The sequence below is a fragment of the Mycobacterium sp. E2989 genome (genome assembly GCF_001667595.1).
Classification (GTDB): Bacteria; Actinomycetota; Actinomycetes; order Mycobacteriales; family Mycobacteriaceae; genus Mycobacterium.
The window spans coordinates 38,193-53,208 of the sequence record NZ_LZJX01000043.1; the positions used below are offsets into that span (position 1 = coordinate 38,193).

Below are 15,016 nucleotides of genomic sequence, written 5' to 3' on the forward strand. Positions count from 1 at the left end.
GTCGGCTTGCCGCACAGGTCAATCCGAGGTGGTTCGGATGCGGATGGGTCCGGCCCACTCAGCGTCGGGGTCGACGACGGCGCCGCGCTGCGTGATCTGGACGTCGCCCGCTTTGGCCAGGTCCCGGGCGACCTGCCGGGCGTCGGCCATCAACGCGCGCCAGTCGTCGCCGCCCACGGCCCGGGCGGCGTCCGACGGGCAGATGCTGCTGCGCCGGCCGCGATGCCCGGCCAGCGCACGGATCGCCGATTCCAGCCGCTGCCCGACCGGCCCGTCCCCGAGGGCGCGCGCGGCGTGGTCGGCCCCGCGCCCGCCGCCGTCAAGGACCCGCGCCAGCTCGGCCCGCAATCGCTCACCCGCCCGACCGGTCAAGGCCACCGCGCAACTAGCGGCCGCGCCACTGCGGCTTGCGCTTTTCGGCCCACGCCCGTAGCCCCTCGCCGACGTCCTCGGTCGCGCCGGCCACCTTGCGCATGGTCTCGCCGAAGCGGACCGACTCGATCCAGCCCATGTCCGCGGTTCGCCACGCCACCTCCTTGGTGGCCCGTTGGGCCAAGGGGGCCGCCTCGGTGAGCGTGCGGGCCCACGCCTTGGCCTCGGCCTGCAGCTGATCGGGTTCCACCAGCCGCCACACCAGACCGACCTCCTTTGCCCGCTCGGCGCTCATCGGCTTGCCGGTCAGGAGCAGCTCCATAGCGTTCGCCCAGCCCACCCGCTGCGGAAGCCGGATGGCCCCGACGATGGTCGGCACCCCGATCGCGACCTCGGGAAAGCAGAACGTGGCCTCGGTGCTGGCGATGACGAAATCGCAGAACAGTACCCCGGTCACCCCGTAACCGATGCAGGGCCCGTGCACGGCGGCGATGGTCGGCTTGAACAGCTCCATCCCGGATTCGAAGGAGTTGATCGTCGGCTTCTCCCAGAACGTGCCGCCGAAGGTGCCGACCGAGCCCTCGCCGTCCTTGAGGTCACCGCCGGCGCAGAAGACGCTGCCGTTGGCCGTCAGGATCCCGACCCAAGCGTCCAGGTCGTCGCGGAAACGATCCCAGGCCGCGTTCAGATCGTGGCGCAGGGCGCCGTTGATGGCGTTGCGAGCCTCGGGGCGGTTGAGGGTGATGGTGGCGACGTGGTCGTCCAGCTCATAGGTGACGAGGCTCATGGGTTCACCCTAGGGCGGCGGACGTCGTCGACGGCACGCCTATCCTGGCCAAAGTGCCCGAACTGTCCGTCGCGGATCTGCGCAGCCGCCTTGACGGTCTGACCATCCGCGAGGCGTCCCGCCTCGGCAGGCGCCTGAAAAACCTCCGCGGCGCGAAACCCGACCAACTGCGCCAGCTCGCGGAGCAGATCGCGAGGGCCGAAGCGCTCGTCGCCGCGCGGCACGCCGCCGTGCCGGCCATCGCCTACCCCGACCTGCCGGTCAGCGAGCGGCGCCAGGAGATCGCCGACGCCGTGCGGGCCAACCAGGTCGTCGTCGTCGCCGGCGAAACCGGTTCGGGGAAAACCACCCAACTGCCCAAGATCTGTCTCGACGCCGGCCGGGGCGTCCGCGGAACCATCGGGCACACCCAGCCCCGGCGGCTGGCCGCACGCACGGTCGCCCAGCGCATCGCCGACGAATTGGGTGGCCCCCTCGGCGAAACCGTCGGCTACAGTGTCCGTTTCACCGATCAGGTCAGCGACCGCACGCTGATCAAGCTGATGACCGACGGCATCCTGCTCGCCGAGATTCAGCGCGACCGCCGCCTGCTGCGCTACGACACGCTGATCCTCGACGAGGCGCACGAGCGCAGCCTGAACATCGACTTCTTGCTGGGCTACCTGCGCGAACTGCTGCCGCGGCGCCCCGAGCTGAAGGTGATCATCACCTCGGCAACCATCGAGCCGCAACGATTCTCGGACCACTTCGGCGGCGCGCCGATCATCGAGGTGTCCGGGCGGACGTACCCGGTGCAGATCCGCTACCGGCCGTTGGAACTTCCCGTCGTGAGCGGTGCCGAGGACGACCCCGACGACCCCGACCACGAGATCGTCCGCACCGAAACCCGCGACGAGGTCGAGGCGATCGTCGACGCGATCGCAGAACTCGAGGCCGAGCCGCCCGGGGACGTGCTGGTGTTCCTCTCCGGGGAACGCGAAATCCGGGACACCGCAGAGGCTTTGAATTTCTTGACGGCCGGCCCAGGCTACACCGAGGTGCTTCCGCTGTACGCCCGGTTGCCGACCGCCGAGCAGCAGAAGGTGTTCGCACCGCACACCGGGCGCCGGGTGGTGCTGGCGACGAACGTCGCCGAGACGTCGCTGACGGTGCCCGGCATTCGCTACGTCGTCGACCCCGGCAACGCCCGCATCTCGCGCTACAGCCGCCGTTTGAAGGTGCAGCGGTTGCCGATCGAACCGATCTCGCAGGCGTCCGCCGCGCAACGCGCGGGCCGCTGCGGCCGGGTCGCCGCCGGGGTGTGCATTCGCCTGTACTCCGAGCAGGATTTCGCGGCCCGCCCGCGCTACACCGAGCCCGAGATCCTGCGGACCAACCTCGCCGCCGTGCTGTTGCAGATGGCGGCGCTGCGGCTGGGCGAGGTAGAGAACTTCCCATTCCTCGACCCGCCGGACCGGCGCAGCATCCGCGACGGGGTGCAGTTGCTGCAGGAGCTGGGGGCGTTCGATGCCCACGGGGCGATCACCGAGCTCGGCCGCCGCCTGGCGCGGCTGCCGGTCGACCCCCGGCTGGGCCGGATGATCCTGGCAGCCGAAACCCAGGGCTGCGTGCGGGAGGTCCTGGTGCTGGCCGCGGCGCTGACCATCCACGACCCGCGGGAACGGCCGGCCGACCGCGAGGAGGCCGCTCGTCAGAAGCACGCCCGATTCGCCGACGAGAACTCCGACTTCCTGTCGTATCTCAACCTCTGGCGCTACCTGCGGGAGCAACGCAACAGGCTGTCGGGCAACGGCTTTCGGCGGATGTGCCGGGAGGAGTTCCTGCACTATCTGCGCATCCGCGAGTGGCAGGACCTGGTCGGGCAGCTGCGCAGCATCGCGCGCGACCTGGGCGCGATCGAGTCCGACGAACCGGCCGATCCGGCCCGCGTGCACGCGGCGCTGCTGGCTGGGTTGCTGTCGCATGTGGGCATGCGCCGCGAGGACGGCCGCGAGTATCTGGGCGCCCGTAACTCCCGCTTCGTGCTGGCGCCGGGCTCGGTGCTGACCAAGCGGCCGCCGCGGTGGGTGGTCGTGGCCGAGCTGGTCGAAACCAGCCGCCTGTTCGGGCGCACCGCCGCGCGTATCCAGCCGGAGGTTGTCGAACGGGTCGCGGGCGACCTGGTGCAGCGCACCCATAGCGAACCGCATTGGGACGCCAAGCCCGGCGAGGTGATGGCCTACGAGCGGGTGACGCTGTACGGGCTGCCACTGGTGGCGCGCCGCCGCGTCGGATACGCCGGGGTGGAGCCGGCGGTGGCGCGCGAACTGTTCATCCGACACGCGCTGGTGGAGGGAGACTGGCAGACCCGCCATCACTTCTTCCGCGACAACGCGCGGCTGCGGGCAGAGCTCGAGGAACTTCAGGAGCGGGCCCGCCGCCGCGACCTGCTCGTCGGCGACGACGAGGTGTACGCGTTCTACGACGCGCGCATCCCCGGAGATGTCGTCTCCGCGCGGCACTTCGACGCGTGGTGGCGCAAGCAGCGGCACAAGACCCCGCAACTGCTGACGTTCACCCGCGACGACCTGTTGCGCACCGGCGACACAGCCGACGCCGAGCGGCCGACGGCCTGGCACTCCGGCGATGTCACCCTGCCCCTGACCTACCGGTTCGAGCCGGGCGCCGCCGACGACGGTGTCACGGTGCATGTGCCGATCGACGTGCTCGCGCGGCTGGGTGGCGACGAGTTCGCCTGGCAGGTGCCGGCGCTGCGCGAGGAGCTGGTGACCGCCCTCATCCGCTCACTGCCAAAGGACTTGCGCCGCAACTTCGTTCCCGCCCCCGACGCCGCCCGCGCCGTGCTGGGTGGGATCGATCCGGCGGGTGAGCCGCTGCTGCCGGCGCTGCAGCGCGAATTGCGCCGTCGCAGCGGCATATTGGTGCCCGTCGACGCCTTCGACCTGGAGAAGCTGCCGGCGCATCTGCGGGTGACCTTCGCGGTCGAATCCGGCGACGGCACCGAGGTCGCGCGCGGCAAGGACCTGGCGGCGATCCAGCAACGGCTGGCCGGCCCGGCTCGCCGGGCCGTCGCGCAGGCGGTCGCCGCCGAACTGGAGCGGACGGGCCTGCGTGCCTGGCCCGACGAGCTGGACGCGCTGCCGCGCACCGTCGAGCGGACGGTCGACGGACGCGCGGTGCGCGGCTTTCCCGGTCTCGTCGACGCGGGCGGCGCGGTCGACCTTCGGGTGTTTGCGACGTCGGAAGAGCGGGACGCCCTGTCGGGGCCCGGCATTCGCCGATTGGTGCGGCTGAGCGTGGCGTCACCGGTCAAATCGATTGAGCGACAACTGAGCCCACGTTCGCGGCTGGCGCTCGGCGCCAACCCCGACGGCTCCCTGACCGCGCTGCTCGAAGACTGCGCCGACGCCGCGACCGACGCGTTGATGACCGGACCCGTGTGGACCCGCGACGAGTTCAGGGCGTTGTGCGACCGGGTCGGCAAGGCGTTGGTGTCGACGACCGTCGACATCGTGGGCCGCGTGGAGCGGGTGCTGGCCGCGGCGCAGCAGGTGCACCTGCTGCTACCGGGACAGCCGCCGCCCGCGCAGGCCGACGCGATCGCCGACATCCGCGCCCAGCTGGAGCGGCTTTTGCCGCCGGGGTTCGTCACCGTCACCGGGCGCCCGCGCCTGGCCGACCTCACCCGCTACCTGACCGCCATCCGGCAGCGCCTTGACCGGCTTCCGCACGCGATAGCGGCCGACCGCGACCGGATGCAGCGGGTCCACGCGGTGCAGCGGGCCTACGACGAACTGGCGGCCACGCCGCCACCGGCGGCGAACGACATCCGCGACATCGCCTGGCAGATCGAGGAATTGCGGGTGAGCCTGTGGGCCCAGCAATTGGGCACCCCACGGCCGGTGAGCGAACAGCGGATCTACCGCGCCATCGACGCGCTGCGGGACCGCTAAGCGAATTATTGCCCTCCCACTCTCAACCTATAGCGCACCGGGGGGCTTGCCGCAAGGGCGGGGTGATGCCGCACAATCGCTGGCCGAAGCCGATTTTCGCACTTGTCTGGGGGTTGAAGAGTTGTCAAGCAGGAACGTCGACCATGCGGTGCTGGTTGCAGGAGGGGGCCCGACCGGGCTGATGCTGGCCGGTGAACTGGCCTTGGCGGGCGCCGACGTGGCCGTCGTCGAACGGCGCGTCGACCAAGGCCTGGTCGGCGCCCGCGCGGGGGGTCTGCACGCGCGCACCATCGAGGTCCTGGATCAGCGCGGCATCGCCGACCGGTTTCTCGCCCGGGGCCAGGTCGCCCAGGTCGCCGGGTTCTCGCAGATCCGTCTGGACATCAGCGACTTTCCCACCCGGCACCCCTACGGTCTGGCGTTGTGGCAGAACGAGATCGAGCGCATACTCGCCGACTGGGTGAGCGAGCTCGGGGTGCGGTTCTATCGCGGACATGAGGTGACGGGCGTCGCCCAATCCGGCGCAGGCGTGGACGTCGCGTTGTCCGATGGCCGCTCGCTGCGTGCGGGATACCTCGTCGGCTGCGACGGCGGGCGCAGCGTGGTCCGCAAAGCCGCCGGCATCGATTTCCCCGGATGGGAGCCCACCACCAGCTACCTGCTGGCCGAGGTCGAAATGGATTTAGGGGCAGGCGATTCCCCGAGGTGGGGAATCCACCACGACGCGCTCGGCGTGCATTCCCTGGCCGCCCCCGAGGACGGCGGGGCTGTGCGCGTCATGGTCACCGAGCGCAGCCTCGGTCGCAGCAGCGAACCCACGCTGCGCGAGCTGCGTGCGGCGCTTGTCGCCGTCTACGGAACCGACTACGGGATTCACAGTCCCGCTTGGCTTTCCAGGTTCACCGACACGGCGCGGCAGGCCGCGGCCTACCGCGATGGGCGCATCCTGCTGGCCGGTGACGCCGCCCATGTCCATCACCCGGTGGGCGGACAGGGTCTGAACACGGGTGTTCAGGACGCGGTCAACCTGGGATGGAAGCTGGGTCAGGTGGTCAACGGGCTCTCGCCCGACGGCCTGCTCGACACCTATCACACCGAGCGCCACCCGGTCGCCGCGCGCGTGCTGCGCAACGCCGTCGCGCAGATGGCGCTGCTCCGCCCGGACGACCGCACCAAGGCCCTGCGCGACACCGTGTCCGACCTGCTGGCCATGGAGGAACCGCGCAAGCGGTTCGCCGCGATGATGTCGGGTCTGGACATCCGCTACGACCTGGGCGACGGGCACCCGCTGCTCGGACGCCGCATGCCCGACCTCGACCTGGTGACCGCCGACGGCCCGCGGCGCGTCTACGTGCTCCTGCACCAGGCCCGCCCGGTGCTGCTCAACCTCGGCGAACCGGGTCGATTCGACATCACGCCCTGGGCACAGCGGCTCGCGCTGATCGACGCGAAATGTGCCGGTGGCTGGGAACTTCCGGCTGTTGGTGCGGTCGCGGCCCCCGATGCCGTGTTGATCCGGCCGGACGGACATGTGGCCTGGGTGGAAGATTCCGGCGACTCCGGCCTTCGCAGCGCCCTCACCGCGTGGTTCGGCGCTTAACTCCTAGTCGGGCGGTTCGTCGCCGGTGCCGCGGGTGGGGGTGCGTTCCCGGTCGCTGGGCTTGCCGGCCACCCCTTCGGCCTCCCGGTCGTCGGCGACCTTTTCCTCGAGCTGGTCGACGATGTCCTCCAGCTCCTGAGAGTGCCCGCGTAGGTCTTTGTCGGGATTCGTCATATCGCTTTCCATCGACTCTGGTTGGGTACCGCCCCGTCGGTACCCAGTACCCCGTCAGCCGCGCGATAACCGAAATCGTTGGTTGGTGGCGGCAAAGGGCCACGTTGTCCGAGCTAGACGTGACGGACGCGACATTGCGCCGCGTCGGTGGAAGTATCGCAAGAGTGGCAGACAAGAAACCGCAGACCATCTCTTACCCGGCGCCGGATCAACGGCGGCGCCGCCACGACACCGACCCGCTGGACCCCCATGTCATCGTCCTGTTCGGCGCGACGGGAGATCTGGCGAAACGCAAGTTGCTCCCCGGGCTGGCGTACCTGGACCAGTCCGAACTCGCGCCCGACATCCAGATCGTCGCGACGTCGCTGGAAGACCTGAGTGACGACGACTTCCGCGAGATTGCCAAGGACGCGATCGATTCGTTCGGCAGCCACAAGCTCACGTCCGAGCAGTGGGCCAACTTCGCCAAGATCATCACCTACGTTCCGCAGGGCGATGGACCGGAGGCGCTGGCCGAGGCGGTTTCCGAAGCCGAAGCCAACCTGGGTCCCAACGTCAGGCGGTTGCATTACCTGTCGGTGCCGCCGAAGGCCGCGCGCGAAGTCATCACCATGCTGCGGGACGCCAAGCTCGTCGAGCGCTCGCGCGTGGTGATGGAGAAGCCGTTCGGAACCGACCTGGCCAGCGCGGTGGCGCTCAACGACTTCGTGCACGAAACCTTCGAGGAATCCCAGATTTTCCGCATCGACCACTTCCTGGGCAAGGAGGCCGCGCAGAACATCCTGGCGTTCCGCTTCGCCAACGGCCTGTTCGAGCCGATCTGGAACCGCAACTTCATCGACCACATTCAGATCGACATCCCCGAAGCGCTGGGCCTGGATGAGCGGGCGAACTTCTACGAGGAAACCGGCGCCTATAAGGACATGGTGGTGACCCACCTGTTCCAGGTGATGGCGTTCGTCGTCATGGAGCCACCGACGGCGCTCGAGCCCTTCGCGATCAGTGAAGAAAAGAACAAGGTGTTCCGGTCGATGCTGCCGGTGAAGCCCTCGAACGTGGTGCGCGGACAGTACATCGGCTACCGCGACGAGAAGGGCGTGGCGAAGGATTCCGACACCGAGACGTTCATCGCTCTCAAGGTCGGCATCGACAACTGGCGGTGGGCGGGCGTGCCCATCTACCTTCGCACCGGCAAGAAGATGGCCGAGGGCATCCGCATCATCTCGATCGCCTTCAAAGAGGCCCCGCGGACGATGTTTCCGCCCGGCTCGGGGGTGGGCACCCAGGGGCCCGACCACCTCACCTTCGACCTCGCCGACAACTCGAAAGTCTCGTTGTCCTTCTACGGCAAGCGGCCCGGACCGGGCATGAAGCTGGACAAGCTGTCCATGCAGTTCTCCTCGCAGGAGATCGACACCGTGGTGGACGTGCTGGAGGCGTACGAGCGGCTCATCCTCGATGCGATGCGCGGCGATCACACCCTGTTCAACACCGCGGAGGGCATCGAATCGCTATGGGAGCGTTCGCAGGACCTGCTCGACGACCCGCCGCCGGCGAAGCTGTATCAGCCGGGCACCTGGGGACCCAACGCCATTCATCAGTTGATCGCCCCCAACGCGTGGCGGTTGCCGTTCGAGCGGGAGTGGCGCGAGGCCAAACCCAACGACGGCTGAGGGCGCGCTCAGCCGAGTTTGGCGCTGACGTAGGTGATGGCGTGCCGGAACTGCCGAAGAATCTCGTTGTCGGGGACGACGAAGCCGTAATCGGCGTATAGCTCCTCGGTGGGGTAGCGGGTGACGGCCCACCCGGTGGCGGCCAGGTGCTCTCCGGCTATCTGGCGTTCCCCCTGCCACACCAGTTCGGCGACATCGATGTCGAGTCCGTGCTTGCGCCACGCCGTGCGCATCGCCCGCGCGCGCTCGTCGCTGAACACGCCCATGTCGGTGATGTTCTCGGTGGCCAGCCGGCTGCCCGGCGCGCTGAGCGCGGTAATGCTGTCCAGCAGCCGGTCCTGGGCCTGCGGCGGCAGGTAGGGCAACAGGCCTTCGGCGATCCACGCGGTGGGCGCTGCGGTATCAAAGCCCTTGTCCCGCAATGCGGTTGGCCAATCCTCACGCAGGTCTATGCCCACGGTCCGGCGTTCGGCGGTCGGTTCGGCACCCATCCGGGCCAGTGTGTCGCCCTTGAAGGCGATGACCTCGGGCTGATCCACCTCGTAAACCACCGTGCCCGCGGTCCAGTCCAACCGGTAGGCCCGGGCGTCAAGGCCGGCGGCCAAGATGACAGCCTGGCGGATCCCGGTGCTGGTCGCGGACGTGAGGAAGTCGTCGAAAAACTTGGTGCGCACGGCGATCTGCTCGCGGCGTTGCTGCAGGGTCAGGGGCATGTCGTCGCTGTCGAGCGGGATCTGGCCGTCCAGCATGCGGACGAAGAAGGGGTGCCCGACCGCGCGAACCAACGGCTCGGCGAACCGGTCATCGAGCAGCGGGTCCGGCCCGCGGGAGGCCAGCGCTCGGGACGCGGCGACCATGGTCGCGGTCGCCCCCACGCTGGACGCCAAATCCCAGCTGTCGCCCTCGGTGCGCGCAGAACCAAGTGATGACACTTTCTCGCTCCCTCCTGTGTCGCCGCCGATCGCCTGCGCGACCACACCGCCAAGACCGAAGGGTACTTTCTGCCTATGCCGCGCACCGCGCGCCCGCTCTGCTAGACGACAGGAAGCGATTCACTTGGCACCGACCCTGCGCCCGCGACGCTCCGCCCTCTACCTGCCAGGCAACAAGCCGCGAGCGTTGGAGAAGGGAAAGTCGTTGCCCGCGGACGTGGTGATTCTCGACCTCGAGGATGCGGTCGGGCCCGACGCCAAAGCCGACGCCAGGGCCGCCGTCTGCGACGCGATCGCGGCGGATGGCTACCGGCCCCGCGAGGTCGTGGTGCGCATCAACGGACTGGACACCGAGTGGCACGACGCGGACTTGGCGGCGGTGGCCGGTTCGGCCGCCCACGGAGTGTTGGTCCCGAAAGTCGAGTCGGGCGAGCAGGTTCGGGCCCTGGCCGCCGCGCTCGACGGGCTCGGCGCGCCGGAGTCGTTGCGGGTGTGGGTGATGATCGAAACGCCGAGGTCCTTCCTGAGGGCCGAGGAGATCGCCTCGGCCAGTGACCGGTTGGCCGCGTTGGTGGTCGGCACCAACGACCTGGTGAACGACCTGCACGGTTTACACGTGCCTGGCCGAGCGCCGGTGCTGGCCGCGTTGTCGTTGGCGGTGCTGGGGGCCAGGGCAGCCGGCAAGGTGATCCTGGACGGGGTCTTCAACGACATCACGGACGAAGACGCCTTCCAGGCGGAAGCGCGGCAGGGCCGCGAAATGGGTTTCGACGGCAAGACTTTGATCCATCCGTCCCAGATCGGCCCGGCCAACGACCTGTTCGGTCCGTCGCAGCAAGACGTCGCCGACGCCCGCAAGGTGGTCGCGGCCTACGAAGAGGCCCGTGCCGCGGGGACCAGCGTCATCACGGTGGACGGTCGCATGATCGAAAGCCTGCACGTCCGCAACGCGGAACGGATCCTCGCCCTCGCGGATCTCATCGCGGAATTGGCGTCCGCCTCCTAGGCGATGTGGCTCACTGCTTGTCGACTCGGTTGGCGATCTGACCGGCGAGCTTGACGGCGGAGTCCGTCGGGTCCTTGCGGAGCGCGCTGACATCGATCGCGACGTTGTTGCGCACCGTCAGCGCCCGCTGGGCGGTAATCGTGAGCAGCACGTTGCCGTTGTCGCGCATCGTCATGGTCAGGGTGGTGCTCAACGTTCCGTTGGAGTTGGTGACCGGTCCCACCTGCCAACCCGTCTCGGGGGTGTCCTGCCCGGCCGGCGTGGTGAATTGCCGGTTGGCGCAGGCGGGCCAGCGCTGGGCCGACTGGGCGAAGAAGGCGCCGGCCTCCTTCGCGGTCGGGAACAACACCAGCACCTGTTCGACCTCGGGGTCCGGTTCGTTCGAGTTGGGGGGCAGGGAAGCGACCTCGTCGTCACCGCTGACCGCGGTATAGCCGCTGCCGGCATACACGGGAGCCTGCCCCGGGCCGAACGCGTAGACGCAGTCGTCGGGGAATTTCCAGCCCGCGGGCCACGGCTGCTTGGCGGCGTCGTCCTTGAGCTTGTCGCTCTTCTCCTTGCTCTTCGATCCGGTCACGCCCAGCGCGGCGTCGAGGTCGGCCGAGCTGAGCAGCAAGCCCGACAGGGCGGCCTGCGCGACCGGGGGCGCCGTCGAGGTCGTCGACGAGCCGGAGCCGCTTTCTTTGCCGCCCCCGCATGCGGCGACTAGGACGGCGATGGAGGCGACGGCGACTGGTAATTGGCGCATGTTGCTCACCCTTCGTGATTGCATCCGCTGCCGGAAGCCGGACGGAAGCATAACCGCTGTGGCAGCAAATCGCGCGGTTCACCGCGAAGTTTTGCAGCAACCGTCGGGTGAGCCGCGCGGTTGGGGGAAGCCGGCGACTCGCCGAGTGGCCCACGACACCCGTGCGATGCGCGGCAATCGTGAAACATTCGCAGATCAAGGGTTTCCCAGGGCAACAAAAGCGGGCGGTACGCGACCGCGAACAGAGCCGCCGCACGCCGCTCGCTGCGGATTCGGACTGTTCGCACGGCGGCGCGAGGCAAGTTGCCGATAAGGTGCATGCAGCAAACACCACCTGAAGAAGCAGAGGAGCTTCCGATGAGGCTAGACCGAATCACTAGTGCAGGGATCGTCGCCATCGCGATCGTCACGGCGGGTTGCTCGAACGGCGCCTCGTCCTCGGATTCATCGTCCAGCCCGTCGCCGACCTCGAGTTCGCAGTCCCCACCGCCGCCGTCGACGACGACGCCGTCGCCGTCCGCCGCGCAAGGCGGTCCGTTGGATCAGTCCACCTGCCTGGACATTTCGTTCGCCAAAGACAACTTGATGGTGGCCAATAACCCCGAGAAGGCGCGCAAGTACGCGGACACGCTGGAGAAGTACGGCCCGCCCGACAACGTGAAGGCCGCGATCGAGCACTTCGTCACCACCGGCGGTGCGCGGCCCGACGATCCCGACCTGAACGCCAACAGGGACCAGATCACCGGTTGGATCAAGCAGGTCTGCCCCAACGTGAATCCCTGAGCACGCGGGCATTTGGCCCGGGCGGGTGGATCAACGGTGGCCACGCGGTAGGTTGGTCCGGTCCCGGGTGATTCGAGAGGAGGGACCGTGCGCACAAGCGCGGCCATGTCCGAAGCCGACCGCACATGGATGGTCGACACGCTGCTCGCGCTGCTCCAAACGCCGAGTCCGGCGGGGCGGACGGACGCGGTGATGCAGCTCATCGGCGACATCTTCGATGGCTTCGGCGTGCCGTTCGAGCTGACTCGGCGCGGGGCGCTGACCGCCGAACTCCCCGGAAAGTCGGCGGCCATCGACCGCGCGATCGTGGTGCACGCCGACACGATCGGTTGCATGGTGCGCCGGCTCAAGGACAACGGCCGCCTCGAGGTGATTCCGGTCGGCACCTTCTCGGCGCGGTTCGCCGCCGGCGCCCGCGTGCGCATCTTCTCCGACGACCCCGACGAATTCATCACGGGCACCGTCCTGCCGCTGAAGGCGAGCGGGCACGCATTCGGCGACGAGATCGACCTGCAGCCCACCGACTGGGAACACGTCGAGGTCCGAGTCGACCGCAAGGTGTCCTCGCGGGAGGACCTGATCCGCCTCGGCCTACAGGTCGGCGACTTCGTCGCGTTCATCGCCAGCCCGGAACTCACCGCGGACGGCTACATCGTCTCCCGGCACCTTGATGGGAAGGCCGGCGTCGCAATCGCGCTCGCGCTCGCCAAGAACTTCGCCGAGCAGAAAATCGTGCTGCCGCACCGCACCATGGTCATGATCACCATCACTGAGGAGGTTGGCCACGGCGCCAGCCACGGATTGCCCGCCGACGTCGCGGAGTTGGTCTCGGTGGACAACGCGGTGTGCGCACCGGGCCAGCACTCCATCGAGGACGGCGTGACCATCCCGATGGCCGATCTGCACGGGCCGTTCGACTACCACCTGACCCGGAAGCTGTGCAAGCTCGCCGAGGAGCAGGGCGTCCCGTGCGCGCGAGATGTGTTCCGGTTCTACCGCTCCGACGCCGCCGCAGCGATCGAGGCGGGGGCGGGAACACGCGCAGCGCTTGTCGGGTTCGGGCTCGACGGCAGCCACGGCTGGGAGCGCACCCACCTGGATTCGCTGCAGGCGGCGTACTGCCTGCTGCACGCCTGGCTGCAGACTCCGCTGACGTTCGCCAAATGGGATGCCAAGCCGTCGGGCAAGCTGCGGGACTTCCCGTCGTCCAAGCAGCCCGCGCCCAGCGAGCGGTGGGTGCCTTTGGCCCGTGGGGAACACGATTCGCCCGGCGAGGCCTCGCCGGGTTCGGTCTGGCCGCCGTCGGAGGGTCCGCAGTCCTGAGCGGCTAACGCCTACCGGCCGCCGCGGGGCATCCGGTCTGCGCGCCAGCACCGGGACTTCATCGGGACGTCGATCGCTTCCGCACCGGAAAAGCGCTCGGTCAACGCGGCGCGGGCATTGGCCAGGCGCGCGGCGCGCTCGTCCGGGGACGCGATGATCACCCTGCTGTACGTGCCGACCATCGCGACGACATCGTCGATGGTCATGGCCCGCACAAACGTGAACGTCTCGCGGGAAACGTTGTGGAATATCTGCGGGTCGGGAAGCACGACGTTCTCGTGGCGCCGGCGGAAGCGGTCGGGGGATTCCGCATCGGGCGTGTCTTCGCCCGGAAGCAGGTCCAGTTCGCGGACCCAATCCACCTCACGGTCTCGACTGGTCCAAATCAGGCCGAACCGCCCGTTGTCGCGCAGCACCCGGCCGATCTCGGGGACGGCGCGCTCAGGGTCCATCCAGTGCCAGGCGGAGGAGACGAACACCGCGTCGACGGCCGCGTCCTCGAGCGGGATCGACTCACCCGTGCCCTCGACGGCCCGCACCTCGGGCGACCGCTTGGTGAGCACCGCACGCATGCGCGCGTCGGGTTCCACGGCGATCACCTCGGTCGCCCTGCCGAGCAGCGCCCGGGTGAACAGCCCGGTGCCCGCACCCAGGTCGACTGCCACCTCGCACCGGGTCGGCAGCAGCCAATCCACCGCGTCTTGCGGAGGCCTCGGGCGGAAACCGTCGTAGTCCTCCGCAATCGAGCCGAAGGACAGCGCGCGTTCGTGGCGATCGGTCATATCCGCCAAGGTAATCCGGTTCGCTGGGCAAGACGTGAGAAAGGGTTGTGCCTCACCACAGCGCGCTGTGATTGACCAGCGCATCGGCCATCAGCCCGATTCCGAAGACCAGGAAAAGCAGCCGCACGGATATCGGGCCGTAGCGGGTGAGGGCGCGGACCAGCCGACGCTGAATGCGCTTGGCTCGCATGGTCTTCCTCATCGAGAGGGCAAGGATCAGTAGCGGCGGGGAAAGCGCGATAGTCCAATAGACGACGATGACCAATGGCCACAGCGGCGGCCGCGGATGCAGGGCGGCGAGCATGGCCAAGCCGGTGAGATAGGGAATCGCCGTGGGCGCCTGGCCGCTACCGACCGCCAGCCCGAGGAAACCAAGCAGCCAGGGACGCTCGCGCATCGCCGCCAATGCCCAACCGGGAGCCGCTGATTGGGCGGTCAACGGAAAGTAGGCCAGGCAGGTCAGCACCAGGCCGAGCACCAGCTCGCCCCAGAAACGGATGGCCGGTGTCACGTGAAACCCGACGACATGGGTCAAGAAGCTGAGACCCAGCACGGTGCAAAGCCCGAAGGTGGTCGTCACGGCGAACACGCCCGCGACGTAGCTCAGCGCGCCCGGAATCGGTGATCGCCGGCTCAACCGGCTGTCGAAGATGACCGCGGATACCACGCCCACATTGAGCACGTTCAACGAATCGAGCAACGCCAGGCCGGCAAGCGCCACCAAAAGAGCACCCACGCGCCCCGACCCCGCCTACCGCGTGAACTCGCCGAGAGTGGACGTGGATGCGGCGACCATGCTGCAGACAATACGAGGCGGAACGTGGCGTGTCTGTTCGAGGCGTCGACGTGTCCCGCGGAGCGCATCACCGCGGCGGCTCGTATC

At 68.7% G+C, this 15,016-nt stretch carries 13 protein-coding genes; 6 read left to right on the top strand and 7 right to left on the bottom strand.

Annotated features, from left to right (window positions below; genetic code table 11):
* Positions 1-18 precede the first annotated feature (18 nt).
* Positions 19-378, bottom strand: coding sequence for a DUF3253 domain-containing protein (locus A5680_RS08710; protein WP_231964960.1), 360 nt, complete (start codon positions 376-378; stop codon positions 19-21).
* A gap of 7 nt (positions 379-385) precedes the next feature.
* Positions 386-1,159 carry an enoyl-CoA hydratase/isomerase family protein gene (locus tag A5680_RS08715; RefSeq protein ID WP_067818318.1) on the bottom strand — a complete coding sequence of 258 codons (774 nt, stop codon included), beginning with the start codon at positions 1,157-1,159 and terminating at the stop codon, positions 386-388.
* Between the two features lie 53 nt (positions 1,160-1,212).
* On the opposite strand from A5680_RS08715, the gene hrpA reads away from it, so the two are divergent.
* Positions 1,213-5,112: an ATP-dependent RNA helicase HrpA gene (gene hrpA / locus A5680_RS08720; RefSeq protein ID WP_067818321.1), complete on the top strand. Its 3,900-nt coding sequence runs from the start codon at positions 1,213-1,215 to the stop codon at positions 5,110-5,112.
* Between the two features lie 121 nt (positions 5,113-5,233).
* On the top strand, positions 5,234-6,712 hold the full coding sequence (locus A5680_RS08725) for an FAD-dependent monooxygenase (RefSeq protein WP_255380316.1): 1,479 nt from the start codon (positions 5,234-5,236) through the stop codon (positions 6,710-6,712).
* 3 nt (positions 6,713-6,715) lie between these two features.
* Here A5680_RS08725 and A5680_RS08730 read toward each other — a convergent pair whose 3' ends face one another.
* Positions 6,716-6,898, bottom strand: coding sequence for a hypothetical protein (locus tag A5680_RS08730; RefSeq protein ID WP_055399222.1), 183 nt, complete (start codon positions 6,896-6,898; stop codon positions 6,716-6,718).
* A gap of 152 nt (positions 6,899-7,050) precedes the next feature.
* Between A5680_RS08730 and zwf the strand changes: the two genes are divergently transcribed.
* On the top strand, positions 7,051-8,559 hold the full coding sequence (gene zwf, locus A5680_RS08735; RefSeq protein ID WP_067818324.1) for a glucose-6-phosphate dehydrogenase: 1,509 nt from the start codon (positions 7,051-7,053) through the stop codon (positions 8,557-8,559).
* 8 nt (positions 8,560-8,567) lie between these two features.
* On the opposite strand, the gene A5680_RS08740 is transcribed toward zwf, so the two are convergent.
* Positions 8,568-9,491, bottom strand: coding sequence for a class I SAM-dependent methyltransferase (locus tag A5680_RS08740; protein ID WP_067818380.1), 924 nt, complete (start codon positions 9,489-9,491; stop codon positions 8,568-8,570).
* Between the two features lie 124 nt (positions 9,492-9,615).
* On the opposite strand from A5680_RS08740, the gene A5680_RS08745 reads away from it, so the two are divergent.
* On the top strand, positions 9,616-10,497 hold the full coding sequence (locus tag A5680_RS08745; protein ID WP_067818327.1) for a CoA ester lyase: 882 nt from the start codon (positions 9,616-9,618) through the stop codon (positions 10,495-10,497).
* A gap of 10 nt (positions 10,498-10,507) precedes the next feature.
* Here the strand turns inward: A5680_RS08745 and A5680_RS08750 are convergent, their stop codons facing one another.
* The gene (locus A5680_RS08750; protein ID WP_067818383.1) at positions 10,508-11,245 is read right to left on the bottom strand and encodes a sensor domain-containing protein; all 738 of its coding nucleotides are present in this window, start codon (positions 11,243-11,245) and stop codon (positions 10,508-10,510) included.
* Positions 11,246-11,602: 357 nt separating this feature from the next.
* Here A5680_RS08750 and A5680_RS25640 point away from each other — a divergent pair, with 357 nt between their 5' ends.
* Both A5680_RS25640 and A5680_RS08760 read left to right on the top strand, forming a co-directional pair.
* A complete protein-coding gene (locus A5680_RS25640; protein WP_156349397.1) occupies positions 11,603-12,028 on the top strand; it encodes a hypothetical protein in 426 nt (141 codons plus the stop codon).
* 87 nt (positions 12,029-12,115) lie between these two features.
* Entirely contained in the window at positions 12,116-13,351 is a 1,236-nt protein-coding gene (locus A5680_RS08760; RefSeq protein ID WP_156675038.1) for an osmoprotectant NAGGN system M42 family peptidase, read from the top strand.
* An 11-nt stretch (positions 13,352-13,362) separates the two neighbouring features.
* Here A5680_RS08760 and A5680_RS08765 read toward each other — a convergent pair whose 3' ends face one another.
* Both A5680_RS08765 and A5680_RS08770 read right to left on the bottom strand, forming a co-directional pair.
* A complete protein-coding gene (locus A5680_RS08765; protein ID WP_067818333.1) occupies positions 13,363-14,133 on the bottom strand; it encodes a class I SAM-dependent methyltransferase in 771 nt (256 codons plus the stop codon).
* 52 nt (positions 14,134-14,185) lie between these two features.
* Complete coding sequence (locus A5680_RS08770) at positions 14,186-14,869, bottom strand: GAP family protein (RefSeq protein WP_067818336.1); 684 nt, start codon at positions 14,867-14,869, stop codon at positions 14,186-14,188.
* Positions 14,870-15,016: the final 147 nt, after the last annotated feature.

What these genes read in the sequence shown, in the direction of transcription:
- A5680_RS08715 (WP_067818318.1), bottom strand. Translation starts at nt 1,159, where the DNA reads ATGAGCCTCGTCACCTATGAGCTGGACGACCACGTCGCCACCATCACC.
- A5680_RS08730 (WP_055399222.1), bottom strand. Translation starts at nt 6,898, where the DNA reads ATGGAAAGCGATATGACGAATCCCGACAAAGACCTACGCGGGCACTCT.
- A5680_RS08750 (WP_067818383.1), bottom strand. Translation starts at nt 11,245, where the DNA reads ATGCGCCAATTACCAGTCGCCGTCGCCTCCATCGCCGTCCTAGTCGCC.
- A5680_RS25640 (WP_156349397.1), top strand. Translation starts at nt 11,603, where the DNA reads ATGAGGCTAGACCGAATCACTAGTGCAGGGATCGTCGCCATCGCGATC.
- A5680_RS08765 (WP_067818333.1), bottom strand. Translation starts at nt 14,133, where the DNA reads ATGACCGATCGCCACGAACGCGCGCTGTCCTTCGGCTCGATTGCGGAG.